The 18,821-nt window shown below is 69.4% G+C and carries 17 protein-coding genes; 8 read left to right on the plus strand and 9 right to left on the minus strand.

All coding sequences use genetic code 11. From position 1 onward, the window contains the following. Positions 1 to 23 precede the first annotated feature (23 nt). The 3 genes from ACW7GZ_RS02205 to ACW7GZ_RS02215 all read right to left on the minus strand — a co-directional run bounded on the left by ACW7GZ_RS02205 (position 24) and on the right by ACW7GZ_RS02215 (position 3,991). A complete protein-coding gene (locus ACW7GZ_RS02205; protein WP_457002813.1) occupies positions 24 to 1,391 on the minus strand; it encodes an NTP/NDP exchange transporter in 1,368 nt (455 codons plus the stop codon). Between the two features lie 104 nt (positions 1,392 to 1,495). Further along, on the minus strand, positions 1,496 to 3,382 hold the full coding sequence (locus ACW7GZ_RS02210) for a M48 family metallopeptidase (RefSeq protein WP_457001289.1): 1,887 nt from the start codon (positions 3,380 to 3,382) through the stop codon (positions 1,496 to 1,498). A gap of 6 nt (positions 3,383 to 3,388) precedes the next feature. Continuing rightward, positions 3,389 to 3,991 carry a LemA family protein gene (locus ACW7GZ_RS02215; RefSeq protein ID WP_343280939.1) on the minus strand — a complete coding sequence of 201 codons (603 nt, stop codon included), beginning with the start codon at positions 3,989 to 3,991 and terminating at the stop codon, positions 3,389 to 3,391. An 83-nt stretch (positions 3,992 to 4,074) separates the two neighbouring features. On the opposite strand from ACW7GZ_RS02215, the gene ACW7GZ_RS02220 reads away from it, so the two are divergent. Together ACW7GZ_RS02220 and ACW7GZ_RS02225 are read left to right on the plus strand one after the other, a co-directional pair. Continuing rightward, positions 4,075 to 5,502 (plus strand): serine hydrolase domain-containing protein, encoded by a 1,428-nt coding sequence (locus ACW7GZ_RS02220; RefSeq protein ID WP_457001287.1) that lies wholly within the window; start codon positions 4,075 to 4,077, stop codon positions 5,500 to 5,502. Positions 5,503 to 5,790: 288 nt separating this feature from the next. Next, on the plus strand, positions 5,791 to 6,192 hold the full coding sequence (locus tag ACW7GZ_RS02225) for a hypothetical protein (protein WP_457007969.1): 402 nt from the start codon (positions 5,791 to 5,793) through the stop codon (positions 6,190 to 6,192). A 743-nt stretch (positions 6,193 to 6,935) separates the two neighbouring features. Here the strand turns inward: ACW7GZ_RS02225 and gcvH are convergent. From gcvH to ACW7GZ_RS02245, 4 genes are all read right to left on the minus strand, one after another. Beyond that, complete coding sequence (gcvH, locus tag ACW7GZ_RS02230; RefSeq protein ID WP_457001283.1) at positions 6,936 to 7,328, minus strand: glycine cleavage system protein GcvH; 393 nt, start codon at positions 7,326 to 7,328, stop codon at positions 6,936 to 6,938. A 67-nt stretch (positions 7,329 to 7,395) separates the two neighbouring features. Further along, entirely contained in the window at positions 7,396 to 8,496 is a 1,101-nt protein-coding gene (gcvT, locus tag ACW7GZ_RS02235; RefSeq protein WP_457007567.1) for a glycine cleavage system aminomethyltransferase GcvT, read from the minus strand. An 81-nt stretch (positions 8,497 to 8,577) separates the two neighbouring features. After that, entirely contained in the window at positions 8,578 to 8,784 is a 207-nt protein-coding gene (hemP, locus tag ACW7GZ_RS02240) for a hemin uptake protein HemP (RefSeq protein ID WP_457007569.1), read from the minus strand. A 66-nt stretch (positions 8,785 to 8,850) separates the two neighbouring features. Next, positions 8,851 to 9,819, minus strand: a complete 969-nt coding sequence (locus tag ACW7GZ_RS02245; RefSeq protein ID WP_457007571.1) for an aldo/keto reductase — start codon at positions 9,817 to 9,819, stop codon at positions 8,851 to 8,853. A gap of 88 nt (positions 9,820 to 9,907) precedes the next feature. On the opposite strand from ACW7GZ_RS02245, the gene ACW7GZ_RS02250 reads away from it, so the two are divergent. From ACW7GZ_RS02250 to dusB, 5 genes are all read left to right on the plus strand, one after another. Further along, on the plus strand, positions 9,908 to 11,038 hold the full coding sequence (locus ACW7GZ_RS02250) for a diguanylate cyclase domain-containing protein (RefSeq protein WP_457001276.1): 1,131 nt from the start codon (positions 9,908 to 9,910) through the stop codon (positions 11,036 to 11,038). Between the two features lie 84 nt (positions 11,039 to 11,122). Beyond that, positions 11,123 to 12,421, plus strand: coding sequence for a NupC/NupG family nucleoside CNT transporter (locus ACW7GZ_RS02255; RefSeq protein ID WP_457001274.1), 1,299 nt, complete (start codon positions 11,123 to 11,125; stop codon positions 12,419 to 12,421). 13 nt (positions 12,422 to 12,434) lie between these two features. Next, positions 12,435 to 13,400 carry a ribokinase gene (locus ACW7GZ_RS02260; RefSeq protein ID WP_457007573.1) on the plus strand — a complete coding sequence of 322 codons (966 nt, stop codon included), beginning with the start codon at positions 12,435 to 12,437 and terminating at the stop codon, positions 13,398 to 13,400. Between the two features lie 105 nt (positions 13,401 to 13,505). Continuing rightward, positions 13,506 to 14,207 carry a DUF4893 domain-containing protein gene (locus ACW7GZ_RS02265; RefSeq protein ID WP_457007575.1) on the plus strand — a complete coding sequence of 234 codons (702 nt, stop codon included), beginning with the start codon at positions 13,506 to 13,508 and terminating at the stop codon, positions 14,205 to 14,207. A gap of 52 nt (positions 14,208 to 14,259) precedes the next feature. Next, positions 14,260 to 15,258 (plus strand): tRNA dihydrouridine synthase DusB, encoded by a 999-nt coding sequence (gene dusB / locus ACW7GZ_RS02270; protein ID WP_457007577.1) that lies wholly within the window; start codon positions 14,260 to 14,262, stop codon positions 15,256 to 15,258. 87 nt (positions 15,259 to 15,345) lie between these two features. On the opposite strand, the gene ACW7GZ_RS02275 is transcribed toward dusB, so the two are convergent. Continuing rightward, a complete protein-coding gene (locus ACW7GZ_RS02275; RefSeq protein ID WP_457007579.1) occupies positions 15,346 to 16,386 on the minus strand; it encodes a metal-dependent hydrolase in 1,041 nt (346 codons plus the stop codon). Positions 16,387 to 16,570: 184 nt separating this feature from the next. Between ACW7GZ_RS02275 and metK the strand changes: the two genes are divergently transcribed. Then, on the plus strand, positions 16,571 to 17,785 hold the full coding sequence (metK, locus tag ACW7GZ_RS02280; RefSeq protein WP_457001265.1) for a methionine adenosyltransferase: 1,215 nt from the start codon (positions 16,571 to 16,573) through the stop codon (positions 17,783 to 17,785). Between the two features lie 123 nt (positions 17,786 to 17,908). Here the strand turns inward: metK and ACW7GZ_RS02285 are convergent, their stop codons facing one another. After that, positions 17,909 to 18,799 carry an SDR family NAD(P)-dependent oxidoreductase gene (locus tag ACW7GZ_RS02285; protein ID WP_457001263.1) on the minus strand — a complete coding sequence of 297 codons (891 nt, stop codon included), beginning with the start codon at positions 18,797 to 18,799 and terminating at the stop codon, positions 17,909 to 17,911. Positions 18,800 to 18,821: the final 22 nt, after the last annotated feature.

Consider the following 18,821-nt stretch of genomic DNA (forward strand, 5'->3'; position numbering starts at 1 on the left):
AGGCGCGGCCGGCTTCGACCAGATCACGTCGGCTTGCGCTGTCCATCCACGGGGCCCGCGCCGGGGTCCTGCGGAAGCACGCGCTCCGCGCGCACCACGCGCCATGCGCCGTAGGCCATGCCGAGCGCAACGCCCAGGCCGGCGAGGAACACCATGCCCGAGCCCAGCACCGCCAGCGCCTTGTGCACCCAGACGAAGGCGAGGTCGCCGCCGCGGTAGACCGCGGTATCGATCACCGCCTTGGCCTTGTAGCGCTCCTCGCGCTCCACGCGGGTGTACAGGGTCTCGCGCGCCGGCTTGGCCAGCGAGAACTCGCTGGCACGGGTCACGATCTGCACGATCGCCACCAGCATCGGCAGTGGCGACGCAGACAGCGCCGCGAAGCCGAGCACGATCGCCAACGCCGGCAGCAGCAGCAGCGGTGCGATGCCGTAGCGCTGCAGCAGGAAGCGCGTCAGCAGCAGCTGGATGGCGATGGTCAGGCCGTTGATCGCCCAGTCGAGCATCGAGTAGAACGCCGCGCGCTCCTCTGCGGTGTCGAAGGCGGCGCGCACGATCGCCGCCTGCTCGTTGTACAGCAGGGTGCCGACGCCGACTCCGAAGAACATCAGCACCGCCAGCGCGCGCAGCAGCGGCCGCTGCCAGACCAGCCTCAGGCCGGCCAGGATCGAGCCGCCCATCGCCCGGCCATCGGCACTCCCGCCGTGGCTGCGCTCGCGCGCCAGGGCCCATGGACGCAGCTTGATGATGCACAGCAGGCACACGGCCAGGAAGCCGGCCGACACCAGCAGCAGGTTGGCGACGCCCACCGGACCGACCAGGAAGCGGGTGATCGCCGGGCCGACCAGCGCACCGATGGTGCCGCCGGCCCCGATGTAACCGTAGAACTGCTTGGCGTTGGCGTTGTCGAACACGTCCGCCATGAAGCTCCAGAACACGGTCACCGCGAACAGGTTGAACACCGCCACCCAGACGAAGAACACCGCACCGCGCCCCGGGATGCCGCTGTCGAACGCCCACCAGAAGCCCAGCAGGCAGGCGATGAACACCAGGTACACCGCCGGCAGGAAGACCCTTCGCGGGAAGCGTGACACCAGCGCGCCGTACAGCGGCTGCAGCAGCACCATCGCGATGAAGGTGGCGGTGAACAGCAGCTGCAGGGTGAACTCGCCGACTTCGATGCCGAAGCGCTCGCCGAGTGCGATCAGTCCGCGCGGGAACACCGCTGCGGCATCGGACGACGCCCCCATCGCATCGCGCACCGGGCGCAGCACGTAGTAGCCGCACAGCAGGCTGAAGAAATACAGCATCGCCCACCACAGCGGCGGCGATGCGACGAGCGCGGCCCGGAAGCGTCCCAGCTGCCTGTCGGCACCCGACTGATCGTTGATCATCGAACCCTTGCCTTGCAGTCGCCGCCGTCGTGGCGGCACGTTATCCGATCGGCGACCGTCGCCGCCACCTTGGCGCGCGCCGGCGCGCCATCAGCCCCGCCTCAGGCCACGGCTTCCAGCCCCGGCGGAAGTGGACAGTGCAGCACGCCGCAGATCGTGCGCAGCAGCTCGGATTCGGCGACCGAGATGCGCCCGTCGTGGCTGGCCGCCGCGGTCACCGCTTCGACCATCACCTGCTTGGCCAGCGGTTCCAGCGCATCGAGCGCGGGCCACACCTCGTCAAGCGCGAGCACGCCGGCGGCCGGCGGCGCGTAGGCCACGTGGTCGCGCGGCAGCACGCGCTGCAGGCCTGCGAGATAGGCGCGCTGCGCGGCCGCGGGGTCGTCGGGACTGCCGGCCTGCGCCACCACCGCGAGCAGGGTCGCGAACTCCTGGCGCACGCTGCCCGGCTTGCGGCGGCCGAAGCGCGCGTGGCGCCGCGGATCCAGCGACTCCCGCAGCTGCACCTCGAGCAGGCGCGCCATGCAGTACTCGAACAGCGACACCCGTCCGTCGCAGTGGACGACCGCGTGCACGGTATCGAGGAAGGCCTCGAGTTCGGGCCGCGGCCGCCGCCGCAGCACCGGGAACGCGATCGCGGCAAGCGGCAGGCGCTGCATCGGGTGCAGGGCGACCAGGTCGCCGCCGTGCAGCGCCAGCGCCCCCTGGGCCACCCCATCGCCCAGGCGCGCGGCGATCTCGGCCCGCTGGTGCCCGCGGATGGTGGCGTCGCCATCAAGCAGCAGGCCGAGCACCAGCGGCAGCACCGCCTCGCGCGAACGCGCAAGCGTGCGCAGGGCTTCGGGCATGCCGTGGACGATCGCGTCGGCGCGGTGGTAGTCGTCGGCTTCGGGGCTGCCGACCTGGGCGGACACCATGGGCGGGGTGACGTCGAGCAGGCCATCGCGTGCCGGCAGCACGCCGGCATGCGCGTCCAGGCCCATCATCCGGTCTTCCTGCAGGCCCGACGGCGGCGCCAGCGCCCACTGGCTGCGCATGCGCTCGAGCTGCTCGCCGCGGAAGCCCGGCTCCAGCGCCTGGATGCGTTCGAGGATCGGCGGGTGGGTCGCGAACAGGCCGCTGAAACCGACGCCGTCGCCGAACAGCATGTGGCTCGCCTCCTCGGCATCGGCCTTGTCGCTCAGGCGCGCGCCGTCGGGCAGGCCGGCGATCTTCTTCAGCGCGCCGGCCAGGCCCGCGGTCTGGCGCGTGAACTGCACCGCCGAGGCATCGGCCAGGCGCTCGCGCGAGCGGCTGACACTGGCCTTGATCATCCGTGCGAAGAACATGCCGATGCTGCCGACCGCCAGCGCGACCAGCGCCGCCACCATCACCGCCGCGGCGTTGCGGCTGCGACCACCGCCCAGGTACAGCACCTTGCGCCCGATCAGGCTGATCATGAGGATGCCGAACAGCACGCCCATCAGGCGGATGTTCAGGCGCATGTCGCCGTTGAGGACGTGGCTGAACTCGTGCGCGATCACGCCCTGCAGCTCGTCGCGGTTGAGGCGGTCCAGCGCGCCACGCGTCACCGCGACCGCCGCGTCGCTGGTCGAGTAGCCGGCGGCGAAGGCGTTGATCGCGGCCTCGTTCTCGAGCACGTAGAGGCTCGGCACCGGCACGCCCGAGGCGATCGAGATCTCCTCGACCACGTTGCGCAGCCGGCGCAGCGAGGGATCGGTCGAGTCCTGCGGAACCGGCGTACCGCCCAACTGCAGTGCCACGACGTCACCGCCGCCGCGCAGCGAGGCCAGCCGGTACATCGAGCCCAGCCCGATCACCGCCAGCGTGGCCAGGGTGGTGAACGCGAGCACGCCCCAGTCGGGACCCACCACGAACGCAACCGCGACGTCGATCGCCAGCACGATGCCGAGCACCGCCATCGCGAACAGGACGAACAGGCGCGTGCTGCTGCGGCGGGCCTGCGCCTGCTGCTCGAAGAAGTTCATCGCGCGCTAGAACTGGACCTTCGGCGCCTCGCGGACCTCGGCCTTGTCGGCCGGGATCTCCAGCAGCGCCGCGGCATCGAAATTGAACATGCCGGCGAGGATGTTGGACGGGAACACTTCGCGCTTGATGTTGTAGGCCATCACCGAGTCGTTGTAGGCCTGGCGCGCGAAGGCGACGCGGTTCTCGGTGGAGGTCAGCTCTTCGGTGAGCTGCATCATGTTCTGGTTGGCCTTGAGGTCCGGATAGGCCTCGGCAACCATCATCAGCCGCCCGAGGGCGCCGTTGAGCAGGCCCTGCGACTGGCCGAGCTCGGCCATCGCCGCAGCATCGCCCGGATTGGCCTTGGCGGCCGACAGTCCCGACATCGCGGCGCTGCGCGCGGCGATGACCGCCTCCAGCGTCTCGCGCTCGTGCGTGAGGTAGCCCTTGGCGGTCTCGACCAGGTTCGGGATCAGGTCAAAGCGGCGCTGCAGCTGCACGTCGATCTGCGCGAAAGCGTTCTTGAATGCGTTGCGGGCGGTGACGAGGCCGTTGTAGATGCCGACGCCCCACATCAACGCAACCACGACCACGGCGGCAATTACGAGCAGGATCAGTAGGCTGGACATCAAAGCTCCCCTTGTTCATGCAAATGCGGAACCGGGGGCATATGATCACCCCGCAGTCGCAGCATACGCAGGGAAAACGCCCGATGAAAGACGCAGCGCGAACGCCTCGCCGCCTTCTCCTTGCTGCCGGCCTGTTTGCATGCCTGACCCCGATAGCGGCCGGGACGGCGGCACAGGCGGAGCTCCAGTGGCAACTGCCGGCCGATGCGCTGGCCGCGCCAGCCACGCATTCGACACCCGTGACCGGCGGCAGTTCGCCGCTGCTGCCGCCTGGCACCGCATCCATGCCGCTGGCCAGCGGCTTCGACGCCGCACGCTTCGAGGCGATGGCGCAGGCGGTGGTCGCCAACCAGCGCGTGCCCGGCCTGGCGATGGCCATCGTCCACAAGGGCGAAGTGATCAGCGCGCGCGGCTATGGCATCACCGACGTCAGCGCCGCCGAGCCGGTTGACGCGCACACCGTCTTCCGCCTGGCCTCCCTGTCCAAGCCCTTCGCGGGCACGGTGACCGGCCTGCTGGTCGCCGAAGGTTCGCTGCGCTGGGACAGCAACGTCGCCGACTTCATGCCGGCGCTGCGCTTCTCCCGGCCCGATGCCGCCGGCAAGCTGACCGTCGCCGACGTGCTCAGCCACCGCGTGGGACTGGGCCGCAACACTTACGATCGCGACATCGAGCGAAACGCGGACTATCGCAACCTGGTGCAGCGGTTGGCCGACGCACCCATGACCTGCGGCGTCGGCGAGTGCTACAGCTACCAGAACGTCGCCTTCAGCCTGGTCGGCGACGTGGTGTTCGCGGCTACCGGCCAGTTCTTCAGCGAGGCCGTGACCGGCCGCATCTTCAAGCCGCTGGGCATGGACGACGCGAGCTACGGACTCGATGGCATCCAGGCCAGTCCGCGCTGGGCAAAGCCGCACGTGCGCGCCGGCGGCGGTTGGCGTTCGCTCACGCCCAAGCCGACTTACTACCGGATCGCGCCGGCGGCAGGCGTCAACGCCAGCATCAGCGACATGGCGCAATGGCTGATCGCGCAGTCCGGGCGGCGCCCCGACGTGCTCCCGCCCCCGCTGCTGGCCACCCTGCAGCAACCCCTGGTGTCGACGCCGCGCGAGATGCGCAGCTCGGGCTGGCGGCGCGAACGCCTCAATGACGCCGGCTACGCGCTCGGCTGGCGCGTTTACGACTATGCCGGGCACCGCGTCGTCTTCCACGCCGGCGCGGTCCAGGGCTATCGCGGCCTGATGGCACTGATGCCCGAGCGGGACCTGGGCGTGGTGGTTCTGTGGAACGGCGAGAGCAGCCTGCCCACGGGCCTGCTGCCGACGATCCTCGACAGCGCGATCGGCCTGGGTCCACAGCGTTGGCTGGACGTCGACCTCGAGGAAGTGGACGAATTGCAGCTGGCCGATGCCGCGGCACACGACCGTGCCACGACTACCGTGGGCCGTGCGTCCGCGTCGGATTCCAGGGGCAGCGGCGGCTCCGCCACGTCCGCCGCAAAGCCGGACTGACCTTGCGCACATGAAAAAACCCCTCCCCCGCCTGGGCTGCGGGGAGAGGGGTCATGTCGACGGCAATCGGGGACTGGTCAGATCAGCGGCAGGGGCGCCGTGGGGATCGAAACGGCCGGTGCCTTCGCCTTGCGCGGCGCACGCTTCGCCGCCTTCTTGGCGGTCTTTTTGGTCGCAGCCTTGCGGACGGTCTTCTTCGCCGCCTTCTTTGCAGGAGCCTTCTTCGCAGCGGCCTTCTTCGCGGCGGTCTTCTTCACCGCTTTCCCGGTCGCCTTCTTCGCAGTCTTCCTGGTGGCCTTCTTGGCTGCCTTCTTGGCCGGGCTCTTCCTGGCAACCTTCTTCGCTGCCTTCTTGGCCGTCTTCTTCGCAGCCTTCTTGGCGGTCTTGCGGGTGGCCTTCTTTACCGCCTTCTTCGCGGTCTTCTTGGTGGCCTTCTTCGCGGTCTTCTTTGCGACCTTCTTCACCGCCTTCTTGGTCGCCTTCTTCGCGGTCTTGCGGGTGGCCTTCTTCGCCACGGCCTTCTTCACGGCCTTCTTGGCGACCTTCTTTGCAACCTTCTTCTTGGCGACCTTCTTGGTGGCCTTCTTCGCGACCTTGCGCGGTGCCGCCTTGCGCACTGCCTTCTTGGCGGTCTTCTTGGCCGCCTTCTTGGCGACCTTCTTCTTTGCGACTTTCTTAGTGGCCATGTGATGGCTCTCCTCGTCAGTGGAACTTGCAGGTACTACTGCCCAGTACGAAACACACCGCGGGTATCGGACCCACGGCCAACCGACGACGCGCAGCGCGCGTCGCTCCGGATCCGGTGCTGCCTGGCACGAAAAAACCCGCTGCGCATCGCGCCGCGGGTTGCATGCATGCATGGGCCTGGAGTTTTCGCGAAGAAGACAACGCCTGAGTCCACCATTACGACCATCCGGGCGGAGGACTGAGTTGTGTCACGCGTTGTTGTCCGGGTCGCACTCACTCTCTTCTGTGACCATCGTGTTGTTGTGCCGAAACCTAATCACGCTTTTTTTTCCTGTCAACACCCGTCTTCGCCCGAAGGCCGGCGTGCAAGCGTCCAGGTCGCCAGCCTTCGCGTTGCAAGCGATCGATGCCGCCGCGGCAAGCCCGGGGCCGGCGTTCGACAGACTTCGAGATGCACGCGCAAAAGCACTTGTTTTAAGCGGTATCAGAACGTCGCGACCGGAACCGTCAACGCACGCGGCGCAACACGGGGCATGCGTCGACGCGATGCCGGCAACCGGTTCGACGGTGTGCAGGTCTTGTGTACGCGCACGACGCGAAGACGCCGTTGGTGGCGCGGCAATGACCGTTTTGCGCGGAAGTGCGCGAGTCTTTGGCAGCCATTTCAAGCTCCCGAAAACAGGAACGCCGGGCAATGCCCGGCGTTCCACGAGACGATGCCGCGCATCCGCGCAGCGACGCATGCGTCAGTCGTCGCCCTCGATCAGGGCGGCGTAATCGTCCGGTGCAAGCAGCTCGTCGATCTGGCCCGGCTCGCTCGCCTCGATCACGAACAGCCAACCTTCGCCGAAGGCGTCTTCGTTGATCGTCTCCGGCGTATCGGCCAGCGCGGAGTTGACCTCGACGATCGTGCCGGACACCGGTGCGTAGATGTCGGACGCCGCCTTGACCGACTCCAGGACGGCGCAGCCGACGCCTGCCTGGACGCTGTCACCAACGCCGGGCAGGTCAACGTAGACCAGGTCGCCCAACAGGCCCTGGGCATGGTCGGAGATGCCGACGGTAACCTTGCCGTCACCTTCGACGCGGGCCCACTCGTGGGACTTCATGAATTTCAGATCGCCGGGGATATCGCTCATTGCTGGTACTCCGGAAACAGCGTGGCTGGGGTGGACGGCTAGTGTAGCGAAGCGCCCGGGGTGGAAATCAAATGCCCTCGCGGGCCTTGCCGTCGCGCACGAACGGGTAGGCGACCACGCGCACGGGAACCTCGCGGCCGCGGATGTCGACGCGCACGTCGCCCGCCTCGCCGGCGGGGATCCTGGCCAGGGCGATCGACTTGCCGAGCGTCGGTGCAAAGGTGCCCGAGAGAATCTCGCCTTCGCCGCTCGCGGCGAGCACCTTCTGGCCGTGGCGCAGCACGCCCTTCTCGTCCATCACCAGGCCGACGACCTGGCGCGCGTCGCCACGGTCGCGCTGGGCCTCGAGCACGGCACGACCGTTGAAGTCGCGACCCTCGTCCAGCGCCACGGTCCAGCCGAGGCCGGCTTCGTACGGCGTGACCGACTCGTCCATGTCCTGGCCGTACAGCGGCAGCCCGGCCTCCAGGCGCAGGGTGTCGCGCGAACCCAGGCCCGCGGGCCGCACGCCCGCGGCGACCAGCGCATCCCAGAACGCCACGGCGTGCTCCTGCGGCAACGCGACCTCGAAGCCGTCCTCGCCCGTGTAGCCGGTGCGCGCGATGAACAGCGGCGCGCCGTCGACCGAACGGACGTCGCGGCTGGCGAACTTGCCGAGCTTGCCTGCAGCGGCACGATCGTCCCCGTGCACCAGGCCGAGCACCTTGTCGCGCGCCTGCGGGCCCTGCACGGCGATGATCGCAAGGTCGTCGCGCACCCGGACCTCGACGCCGAAGGCTTCGGCCTGGGCGTTGATCCACGCCAGGTCCTTGTCGCGGGTCGCGGCATTGACCACCAGCCGATGAAAGTCCTCGCCAAGGTGGTAGATGATCAGGTCGTCGATCACCCCGCCCTGGTCGTCGAGCATGCAGGTGTAGAGCGCCTTGCCCTGGACCTTGAGCTTGTCGACCGAGTTGGCGACCAGCTTGCGCAGGAAGTCGCGCACGCGCGCGCCGTGCAGGTCGACCACGGTCATGTGCGAGACGTCGAACATGCCGGCATCGCGGCGCACCGCGTGGTGCTCCTCGATCTGCGAACCATAGTTGAGCGGCATGTCCCAGCCGCCGAAGTCCACCATCTTCGCGCCGAGTGTGCGATGGGAATCGTTGAGGATCGTCTTGCGGGTCATGGACGGCTGGCTCCTGGAGGACGGTCCGCCATTATCGCCGAGCCGGGGTATGGGAGCAGCTGCGCGTTGGCGACGTGCGCGCTACTTGGTCAGGATCAGCTTGTCGTTGCGCGTATGGCGGAGGCGATAGACCTCGTTGCCATGGCGGATGAGCACCTCGCGCTGGCCATGCAGCAGCACGGCGCTGTCCATCTCTTCCTGATGGGCACACTGCGTCGGCGGCGCCTCGCAGGACGGCGCGTCGGTGGCGCCGTCGAAGCTGGTCGGGTGGGTAAGGGAGGCAAGCATCGAATGCTCCTCATCGAGGGGAGCACCCAATGCTAATGATTCTCATTTGCCTGTCAACAGGGGATTTCAGTCATCCGTCGCGGCTTCGATCCGCCGCCATGCGCCCTCTTCCAGCCGCGCCTCCAGGTCCAGCGCCTCGAGGTTTTCCAGCAGTTGCGCCACGCGGCTTGCCCCCAGGATGACCGTGGACACGTGCGGATTGCGCAGGCACCAGGCGATGGCCAGCGCCGAGGGCCGCGCGCCCAGCTCCGTGGCCAGCGCGGTGAAGCGCCGTGCCCGCTCGAGACGTTTCTCGCCGGCCTCGCCGATCACCAGGTCATGCAGCCAGCCTTCCTGCGCCAGCCGCGACCCTCCGGGCACGCCGCCGTCGTACTTGCCGGTCAGCAGCCCCGAGGCCAGCGGCGACCACACCGTCGTGCCCATGCCCAGCTCGGCGTAGAGCGGCGCGTATTCCAGTTCCACGCGCCGGCGGTGCAGCAGGTTGTATTGCGGCTGCTCCATGGTCGGCGGCTGCAGGTGGTTGGCGCGCGCCGCCGCATGCGCTTCGCGGACCAGCGCCGCCGGCCATTCCGACGTGCCCCAATACATGACCTTGCCCTGGCGTACGAGCGTGTCCATCGCCGCCACCGTTTCCAGCACCGGCACGTCGGGATCGGGGCGATGGCAGAAGTACAGGTCGAGGTAGTCCACGCGCAGCCGCTTCAACGCGCCGTGGCAGGCGTCGTGCACGTGCTTGCGCGACAGGCCCTTCTGCATCGGCCGCGGATCGGCGACCGAGCCGAACATCACCTTGCTCGACACCGCGAAACCGTCGCGCGGCAGGCGCAGGTCGACGATCACGTCGCCCATTACCCGCTCGGCCTCACCGTGGGCGTAGCCCTCGGCGTTGTCGAAAAAATTGATGCCATGGTCCCAGGCGGCGGCCAGCAGGTTGCGCGCCTCGCCGCGCGCGACCCCCTTGCCGAACGTCGTCCAGGCGCCGAAGGACAGCGCCGACAGCGCCAGTCCGGAGGCGCCAAGCCTGCGATATTCCATCGCTTGTCACTCCATTTGCCTGCCCGGGAACGCAGTCTACGCGCGCCGCCGCGCTATCCTCACCCCGCAGGCAAGGGGACACGGCACGATGCACGCCAACGAAGGCAGGTTCGGCGACATGCTGCGGCAGCTGATGGCGCCGCCCGACGAAGTCATGCGCGACCTGGCCGCGAGCGGCGAACGCCTGGTCGCGCGCATCCGCCTGCTGCTGACCGTGCTCGCGCTGCCGCTGCCACTGCTCGCCGCGGCGTCGGGCTCGGGCATGGGCCGGATCCTCTTCTACCTGGGCGCGGTGGTGCTCGCCAGCGCGGTGTCGCTGCTGTGGCTGGTGCTCGCGCGCATGCACCGTCCGTGGCTGCCGTTCGCGACCGCGGCCTGGGACGTCACCCTGGTCACCACGGTGCTCGCGATGCTGGCGGCCAGGGAGGCTGCGACCGGGATCCACGACGTGGGCGCCTGGTCGTTCTACCTGGTGGCGATCGGCCTGACCGCCCTGCGTGCCGACGGCCGCGTGGCCCTGCTCGCCGGCGGACTCGCCCTGCTGCAGTACGCGGCGCTGGCAGCGGTGCTGTCCATGCGCGCCTCGGCGGGCGACGGCCTGGTGCCACCGGACGCCGGCGCCGCCGCGCCGGGTGCGCACGCGCTGCGCCTGCTTTTGGTGGTGGTCGCCAGCGGCACGGCCGTCGCGATCGTCCGTCGCATGCAGTCGCTGGTCGAGCTGTCGGGACACGACAGCCTGACCGGCCTGCCCAACCGCTCGTGGCTGCTGCAGCGGATGCCGCACGTCTTCGCCACTGCGCGCAATTCCAGCGCCTCGCTCACCCTGGTGCTGCTCGACATCGACCGCTTCAAGCGCGTCAACGACGAGGCCGGCCCGCAGGCCGGAGACAGGGCCCTGCGCCACATCGCCTCGACGATGAGCGAGATGCTTGCCGACAACGAATCCCTGGCCCGGATCGGCGGCCAGGAGTTCGTGATGGTGCTGCACTGCCCCGTCGGCAGCGCGTGGGAGCGCCTGGACCGCCTGCGCCGCACCCTGGCCGAGCGCCCGTTCCTGCCCGAGCGTGGCCAGGACGCCTTCGCGTTCACCTTCAGCGCCGGCCTTGCCGCCTGGCCGCAGGATGGCGCCAGCACCTCGGGCCTGCTCGGCTGCGCCGACCGCCGGCTCAAGTCCGCCAAGGCCCCCGGCGGCAACCGGATCGTCGCCCGCGATCCCTGAGTTCCGGTTGCCCGGCTCCCCGGCCTGCACTACGCTGCCCCGTCGCCGCGCGCTCGCGGCCGTAGCATGGGGATCGGGATCACGATGGAAGTGTTGACGCGGATTGGCTTCGGCCTGTTTGGCCTGGCCGTGCTCATCGGGATCACCTGGCTGTTCTCCAACAACAAGGGACGCGTCGACTGGAAGCTGGTCGGCACCGGCGTCACCCTGCAGATCGCATTCGCGGCCCTGGTGCTGCTGGTGCCCGGCGGGCGCGAGGTCTTCGACTGGTTGGGCCAGCTGTTCGTGCAGGTGCTGGCCTTCGTCAACGCCGGCTCCGAATTCATCTTCGGCAGCCTGATGGACGTGCAGACCTACGGCTTCATCTTCGCCTTCCAGGTGCTGCCGACGATCATCTTCTTCGCCTCGCTGATGGCCGTGCTCTACCACCTGGGCGCGATGCAGTTCATCGTCCGCGTGATGGCGCTGGCGATCACCAAGGTGATGCGCGTGTCCGGCGCCGAGACCACCAGCGTCTGCGCCAGCGTCTTCATCGGCCAGACCGAGGCGCCGCTGACGGTGCGCCCCTACATCTCGCGCATGACCGAGTCCGAGCTGATCACGATGATGATCGGCGGCATGGCCCACATCGCCGGCGGCGTGCTCGCGGCCTACGTCGGCATGCTCGGTGCCGGCGACCCGGCGCAGCAGGCGTACTACGCCAAGCACCTGCTCGCGGCCTCGATCATGGCCGCGCCGGCGACGCTTGTGATCGCCAAGATCCTGATCCCCGAGACCGGCGAGCCGCTGACCCGCGGCACGGTGAAGATGGAGGTCGAGAAGACCACCAGCAACCTGATCGACGCCGCTGCGGCCGGCGCCGGCGACGGCCTGAAGCTGGCACTCAACATCGGCGCGATGCTGCTGGCCTTCATCGCCCTGATCGCGATGATCAATGCGCCGCTGACCTGGCTGGGCGACGTGACCGGCCTGGCGGCCGCGATCGGCAAGCCCACGGATCTCTCGACGATCTTCGGCTACGTGCTGGCACCGGTGGCGTGGCTGATCGGCGTGCCCTGGACCGATGCCGGCACCGTCGGTTCGCTGATCGGCCAGAAGGTGGTGATCAACGAGTTCGTGGCCTACCTGCAGCTGGCCGACATCGTGAACGGCCGCGTGGAGGGCGTGAGCCTGGGCGACGAAGGCCGGCTGATCGCCACCTACGCGCTGTGCGGCTTCGCCAACTTCAGCTCGATCGCGATCCAGATCGGTGGCATCGGCGGGCTCGCGCCCGACCGCCGCCAGGACCTGGCGCGCTTCGGCCTGCGCGCGGTGCTTGGCGGCACCGTCGCCACGCTGATGACCGCGACCATCGCCGGCGTGCTGACGCACATCGGCGCCTGAGCGGGGCAGGACCGTGTCTCGCGTCGTCGTCGTCGGCTCGTTCAACGTCGACCACGTCTGGCACTGCGCGGAGCTGCCGCTGGCAGGCGCAACGCTCGCGGGCGAGTACGCGACCGGCGCCGGCGGCAAGGGCTTCAACCAGGCGGTGGCCGCGGCACGCGCCGGCGCCGACACCGCCTTTGTCTGCGCCCTGGGCGACGACGATGGTGGCCGCCTGGGGCGCCGGCTGGCCGCCGCCCACGGCATCGACCTGCGCGCCCGGGACAGCGAGGCAGCAACCGGCACCGCGGGCATCTTCGTCGATGCCGGCGGCCGCAACAGCATCGTCATCGGCCCGGGTGCGAACGCCACGCTGACGCCCGGATTCGTCGCTGCGCAGGGCGAGGCGATCGCCGCCGCGGACGTGGTGCTGGCACAGATCGAATCGCCGGTCGAGGCCATCGTCGAGGCGCTGCGCCTGGCGCGCGCCAGCGGCGCCCACACCATCCTCAACCCGGCGCCTGCCAATGCCGCCTGCAGCCGCGAGCTGCTGGCCGTGGCTGAACTGCTCACTCCGAACGAAACCGAGTTCGCCGCCCTGCTGGCACGGCACTGCGGCGGCGGCGTCGATCCGGCACGCCTTGCCGCGATGGATGGCGAACGCCTGCACCGCCACTGCCGGACCCTGCTGCCGCGCGGCACCGTGGTGCTGACGCTCGGCGCCGCCGGCTGCTTCGTCTCGCATCGCGAGGACAGCCTGCGCGGCGACGCCCTGCCCCATTACCGCTGCCCGGCGGCCAAGGTGCGGGTGGTCGACACCACGGGCGCCGGCGATGCATTCAACGGCGCGCTGGCGGCGTCGCTGGCACTGGCGCCGGCACGGCCGTTCGCCGGCCATGTCACCTTCGCCACGCGCTACGCCGCGCTGTCGACCGAGCGCCCGGGCGCGGCCGACTCGATGCCGTCTGCAGGCGACGTCGCCGCCCGCTTCCCGGACTGATCCAGGCCTGGACGCCCGGCCGCTCCCGTATCCACGCATTCTGTTTCATCGCAGGCTCATCCCCGCTGCGGCAGCGTGCCTGCGGAGCCCAACGGAGACCGCCCGATGAAGACCGCCCTGCTCGCCGCCACCGTGGTGCTGCTTTCAGCCTGCGCCAACAACAGCGCGCCCGCGCCGGCAGATCCACCAGCGACGTCGACGCCTGCGCAGGCAAGCCCTGATCGCCCCATGCCGGAGCCGACGCCGGAGGAGCGTGCGCGGCCCCTGCAGGAGCCCACCGAGCTGCCGCCGGCGACCGGATGGGACGCCGCGGTCCTGCCTGCGCACCGGGCGATGGTCGACGATGCGCTGGCTCGTGCCAGGAGCGCGGCCTCCGGCGCCGACGAGGCGTCACGCGAGGCGCGTGCCCTGCTCGCGCGCGCGCAGGATCCGCTCCCACCGGGCGACATCGACGGCAACTGGCGCGTGCGCTCCATCCAGATCGGCGACGGCAGGGGCTACGGCTATCCATTCTTCGACGCCCGCATCAGCAGCGCCGGCACGGGCCACCGCTTCGCCAAGACCAGCGGCTCCCAGCGCCGCAGCGGGCGCCTGTACCCGATGGACGGGCCGGGCCTGGCGTTCCTCGGCGCGCGCACGGTCAACGAGGAGGCGCCACGCACATACACGCGGATCGCACGGCCCGATGCCTCGCTGCCCGGCGAGCACGACAGCGCCGGCCTGCTGCTCCGGATCGGGCCACGGGAGCTGCTGATGGTGCTCGACGCCGACGGCAACGGCTTCGAGCTCTATCACCTCGAACGCTGACCCGGCATCGCCTGCGGCCGGCACGCCGGCCGCGATCGGCGACAATAACGTCATGCGCATCGGTCCCCACATCATTGCCCCCGACGTGGTCCTCGCGCCCATGGCCGGGGTCACCGACAAGCCGTTCCGGCTGCTGTGCAAGCGGTTGGGCGCCGGGCTCGCGATGTCGGAGATGACCATTTCCGACCGGCGGTTCTGGGGAACGGAAAAATCGCTGCGGCGCATGGACCATGCCGGCGAGCCCGATCCGGTCGGCGTGCAGATCGCGGGCACCGAGCCGGAGCAGCTGGCCGACGCCGCGCGCTACAACGTCGACCATGGCGCCCGCATCATCGACATCAACATGGGCTGCCCGGCGAAGAAGGTCTGCAACGCCTGGGCCGGCTCCGCGCTGATGCGCGACGAGGCGCTGGTGGCGCGCATCCTTTCGGCGGTGGTCGCGGCGGTGGACGTGCCGGTGACTCTGAAGATCCGCACCGGCTGGGCCGCGGACCAGCGCAACGCGGTGGCGATCGCGCGCGTCGCCGAGGACTGCGGCGTCGCGGCGCTCGCGGTGCACGGCCGCACCCGGGACCAGCACTACACCGGCAACGCCGAGTACGACACCATCGCCGAGGTCAAGTCACGGCTGCGCATCCCGGTCATCGCCAACGGTGACATCGACTCGCCCGACAAGGCCGCCGCCGTGCTGGAACACACCGGCGCAGACGCCGTGATGGTGGGTCGCGCAGCGCAGGGGCGGCCCTGGATCTTCCGCGAGATCGCGCACTTCCTCGCCACCGGCGAACGCCTGCCGCCGCCCCGCCTGCTCGAGGTGCGCGACATCCTGCTCGGCCACCTGGAAGCACTGCACGCGTTCTACGGCGAACAGTCCGGCGTTCGCATAGCGCGCAAGCACCTGGGCTGGTACGCGAAGGACCGCCCGGAGAACGCCGCCTTCCGCGCCGTGGTCAACCGCGCCGAAACCGCGCGCGCGCAGATCGACCTGACCCGGGACTATTTCGACGCGCTGGCCGCAGGCGTGGCGCCGGGCCTCGAAGCGGCCGCCTGACCCGCGGCGCCGCTTCATCGGCGGTTGCCGCTGGCAGGCCACCGCGGAACTGGGCCGGCAGCGCAGCGCGTGCAAAGACTGGAAGCGCTACATCCGGGTGCAGGCCGCCGCGGCGTTCTGACCACCGGCCGGTTCGTTCCAGATCCGCTGCCAGGTCGCGTCCCAGGTGGCACCGAGGTCGCGCTCGACCCGCAGCTGCCGCGGCGGGATCGCCTGCCAGCCACTGCCGCGGCGGGCGACGGCAAAATCGAAGAAGTAGTCCGGCTCGCTGCCCATGCGCAGATCGGCCAGCAGCAGTTCGCCATCGACTTCGCGGACGCCCATGAAGCCGTGGTTGAACCAGGCCAGCCGGGCGACGGCAGGGATGTCCGCGGCCTGCACCAGCGCGGCGTGGTCTGACCGACAGGCCTGGAAGCGCATCTGCCCCTTGTCGGCAACCAGCGAATGGAAGCCTTCGACATATCCATCGGGCGTCATCGCCACCACCCGCCACAGGAGCGTGTTGAACGGCATCGGCACCGACAGGCGCGGAGCATCGGCGAGGCCGACGGTGGCGAGCGCGCGCTCGGCCTCGTGCTCGACCATGGCCTTGGCCGCCATCGACCAGCCGAGGTAGGCGGTGCTCAGCAGCAGACCCACGGCAAGCGCGCGCTGGGCGGCGACGCGTTCACGCAAGAAAAACGCCGCGATGCAGGCCAGCAGCAGCCAGATCGTGTACAGCGGATCGATGATGAACATGCTCGACCACATCACCGGTGGCAGCGGCAGCGGCCACAGCAGCTGGGTGCCATAGACGGTGAAGGCATCGAGCAGCGGATGGGTCAGCAGGACCAGCTGGATCGCCCAGAACCATCGTCGCGGCGCGTCCGCCACGCGTCCGCCGCGGCGGCGGAAGAACGCCCAGATCAACCAGCCCAGCAAGGGCAGCACGAACAGCGAATGGCTGGCGCCCCGGTGCAGGGTCATCAGCGCCACCGGGTCGTCGGTGAGCAACAGGAGCGGCAGCGAATCGAGGTCGGGCAGGGTGCCGAGCACGGCGCCGGCGAGCAGCGCGGCGCGACGGTGGGCGGCGGGTGCGATGGCCGCGGCAACGGCGCCGCCAAGGACAATCTGGGTCAGGGAATCCATCGACGAATGGTAGCCCGCGGCATGGCGCGACAAGGCGCGGCAGGCGCAGCGTGAACCGGACGCCAACGCGCCCGGACCGCGCCTTTACGTCCGGATCATTGCCAGCCTGCAGAATGCACATGGCTCCACGCCCGTGTATCATGCCCGCCCATCCTTTCATCCGCATCAAGGGATATAAGTCGCGATGACCAGCCCGTCCTTTCTGTTCACTTCCGAATCGGTCTCCGAAGGCCATCCCGACAAGATCGCCGACCAGATCTCGGACGCCGTGCTCGACGCCATCCTGACCCAGGACAAGGCTGCCCGCGTGGCCTGCGAAACCATGGTCAAGACCGGCGTCGCGATCGTGGCCGGCGAGATCACCACCAGCGCGTGGATCGATCTCGAGGCCCTGACACGCAAGGTGATCCTGGACATCGGCTACAACTCCTCGGACGTCGGTTTCGACGGCGCCACCTGCGGCGTGCTGAACCTGATCGGCAAGCAGTCGCCGCACATCGCGCAGGGCGTGGACCGCAAGAAGCCCGAGGAAATGGGCGCCGGCGACCAGGGCCTGATGTTCGGCTATGCCACCAACGAGACTTCGAGCTTCATGCCCGCGGCGATCCACCTGTCGCATCGGCTGGTCGAGCAGCAGGCCAAGGTGCGCAAGAAGAGGAAGTCGCCGCTGCCATGGCTGCGCCCGGACGCCAAGAGCCAGGTCACCCTGCGCTATGACGACGGCGTGGCCACCGCCATCGACGCCGTGGTGCTGTCCACCCAGCACGCGCCGGGCATCAGGCAGAAGGACCTGATCGAAGCCGTGCGCGAAGAAATCCTCAAGCCCGTGCTGCCTGCCAAGTGGCTGCACAAGGGCACCAAGTACCACATCAACCCGACCGGCAAGTTCGAGATCGGCGGCCCGGTGGGCGATTGCGGCCTCACCGGCCGCAAGATCATCGTCGACACCTACGGCGGCTGGGCGCGCCACGGCGGTGGTGCGTTCTCGGGCAAGGATCCGTCGAAGGTCGACCGTTCGGCCGCCTACGCCGCGCGCTACGTCGCCAAGAACGTGGTGGCCGCGGGCCTTGCCGACCGCTGCGAGGTGCAGCTGAGCTACGCGATCGGCGTCGCCGAGCCGACTTCGATCTCGGTGACCACCTTCGGCACCGGCAAGGTCGGCGACGACGTGATCGAGAAGCTGATCCGCCGCCATTTCGACCTGCGCCCCTACGGCATCATCAAGATGCTGGACCTGGTGCACCCGATCTACCAGCGCACCGCAAGCTACGGCCACTTCGGCCGCAAGCCGCAGGACGTCAGCTATGTGGACGCCGCCGGCAAGACGCACACCGCCACCGCCTTCTCCTGGGAGAAGACGGACAAGGCCGAAGAGCTGCGCAAGGCCGCGAAGCTCTGAGGACCGGGGGCTGCGGACCGCAGCCCCTCCCCGCGTTTTTGCAGGAGCAGCCATAGCTGCGATCGCTACCGGTCACGGGTCGCAGGTCGCAGCTATAGCTGCTCCTACAGGTTTTATTGGCGCTCAGGCCGGCACGGACGGCGGCGCGTGCGCCTGCGCGCTGGCCACTTCGCGCTCGGCCTGGGTGAAGCCGTACTCGGGTACGACCTGGCCTGCCGGATCGGATACCGCATCCCATTCGGCGATCAGGCGCTCACCGGCATCGTCGCCGGCACCCATGTACCGGCCTTCGGTGAGAGTCACGTACGCGCGCGCGAAATGCCCGCCGCCGGCGCAGACGATCGCACGCGTCGGAGCGCCTTCCACCACCAGCGGCAGCAGCGCCGGACTGACCAGCGCCGGATCCAGCGCCGCCAGCTGCTCCTCCGGCAGGATGCCTTCCATCATCCGCGTGGCCGCCGTCGGCGCCAGGCAGTTGACCCGGATGTCGTACTTGGCGCCCTCGATGGCCAGGGTCTGCATCAGCCCGACCAGCGCCATCTTCGCCGCGCCGTAGTTGGCCTGGCCGAAATTGCCCCACAGCCCCGACGAGGACGTGGTCATCACGATGCGCCCATGGCCCTGCGCGCGCATCGTTTCCCACACCGCCTTGGTACAGATCGCCGCGCCCGTCAGGTGCACGTCGACGACCTGGCGGAAGGCCTCCAGCTCCATCTTGCCGAAGCTCTTGTCGCGGAGGATGCCGGCGTTGTTGACCAGGATGTCGATGCGCCCCCACGTCTCGAGCGCGTGCGCGACCATCGCCGCGACCGCGGCTTCGTCGGTAACCGAACCGGCCGCGACAAGGGCTTCGCCGCCGGCAGCGCGGATCTCCGCGGCCACGGCCTCGGCCTGCCCGCTCCCGATGTCGTTGACCACGACGCGCGCGCCCTTGCGCGCAAGGTAAAGGGCGTGCTGGCGGCCAAGTCCACCGCCCGCACCCGTGACAATTGCAATACGCCCACTCAACGGCATGGCCGTCCTCCCGTCAGTTGAA

It is taken from the genome of Luteimonas sp. A537, assembly GCF_054052065.1.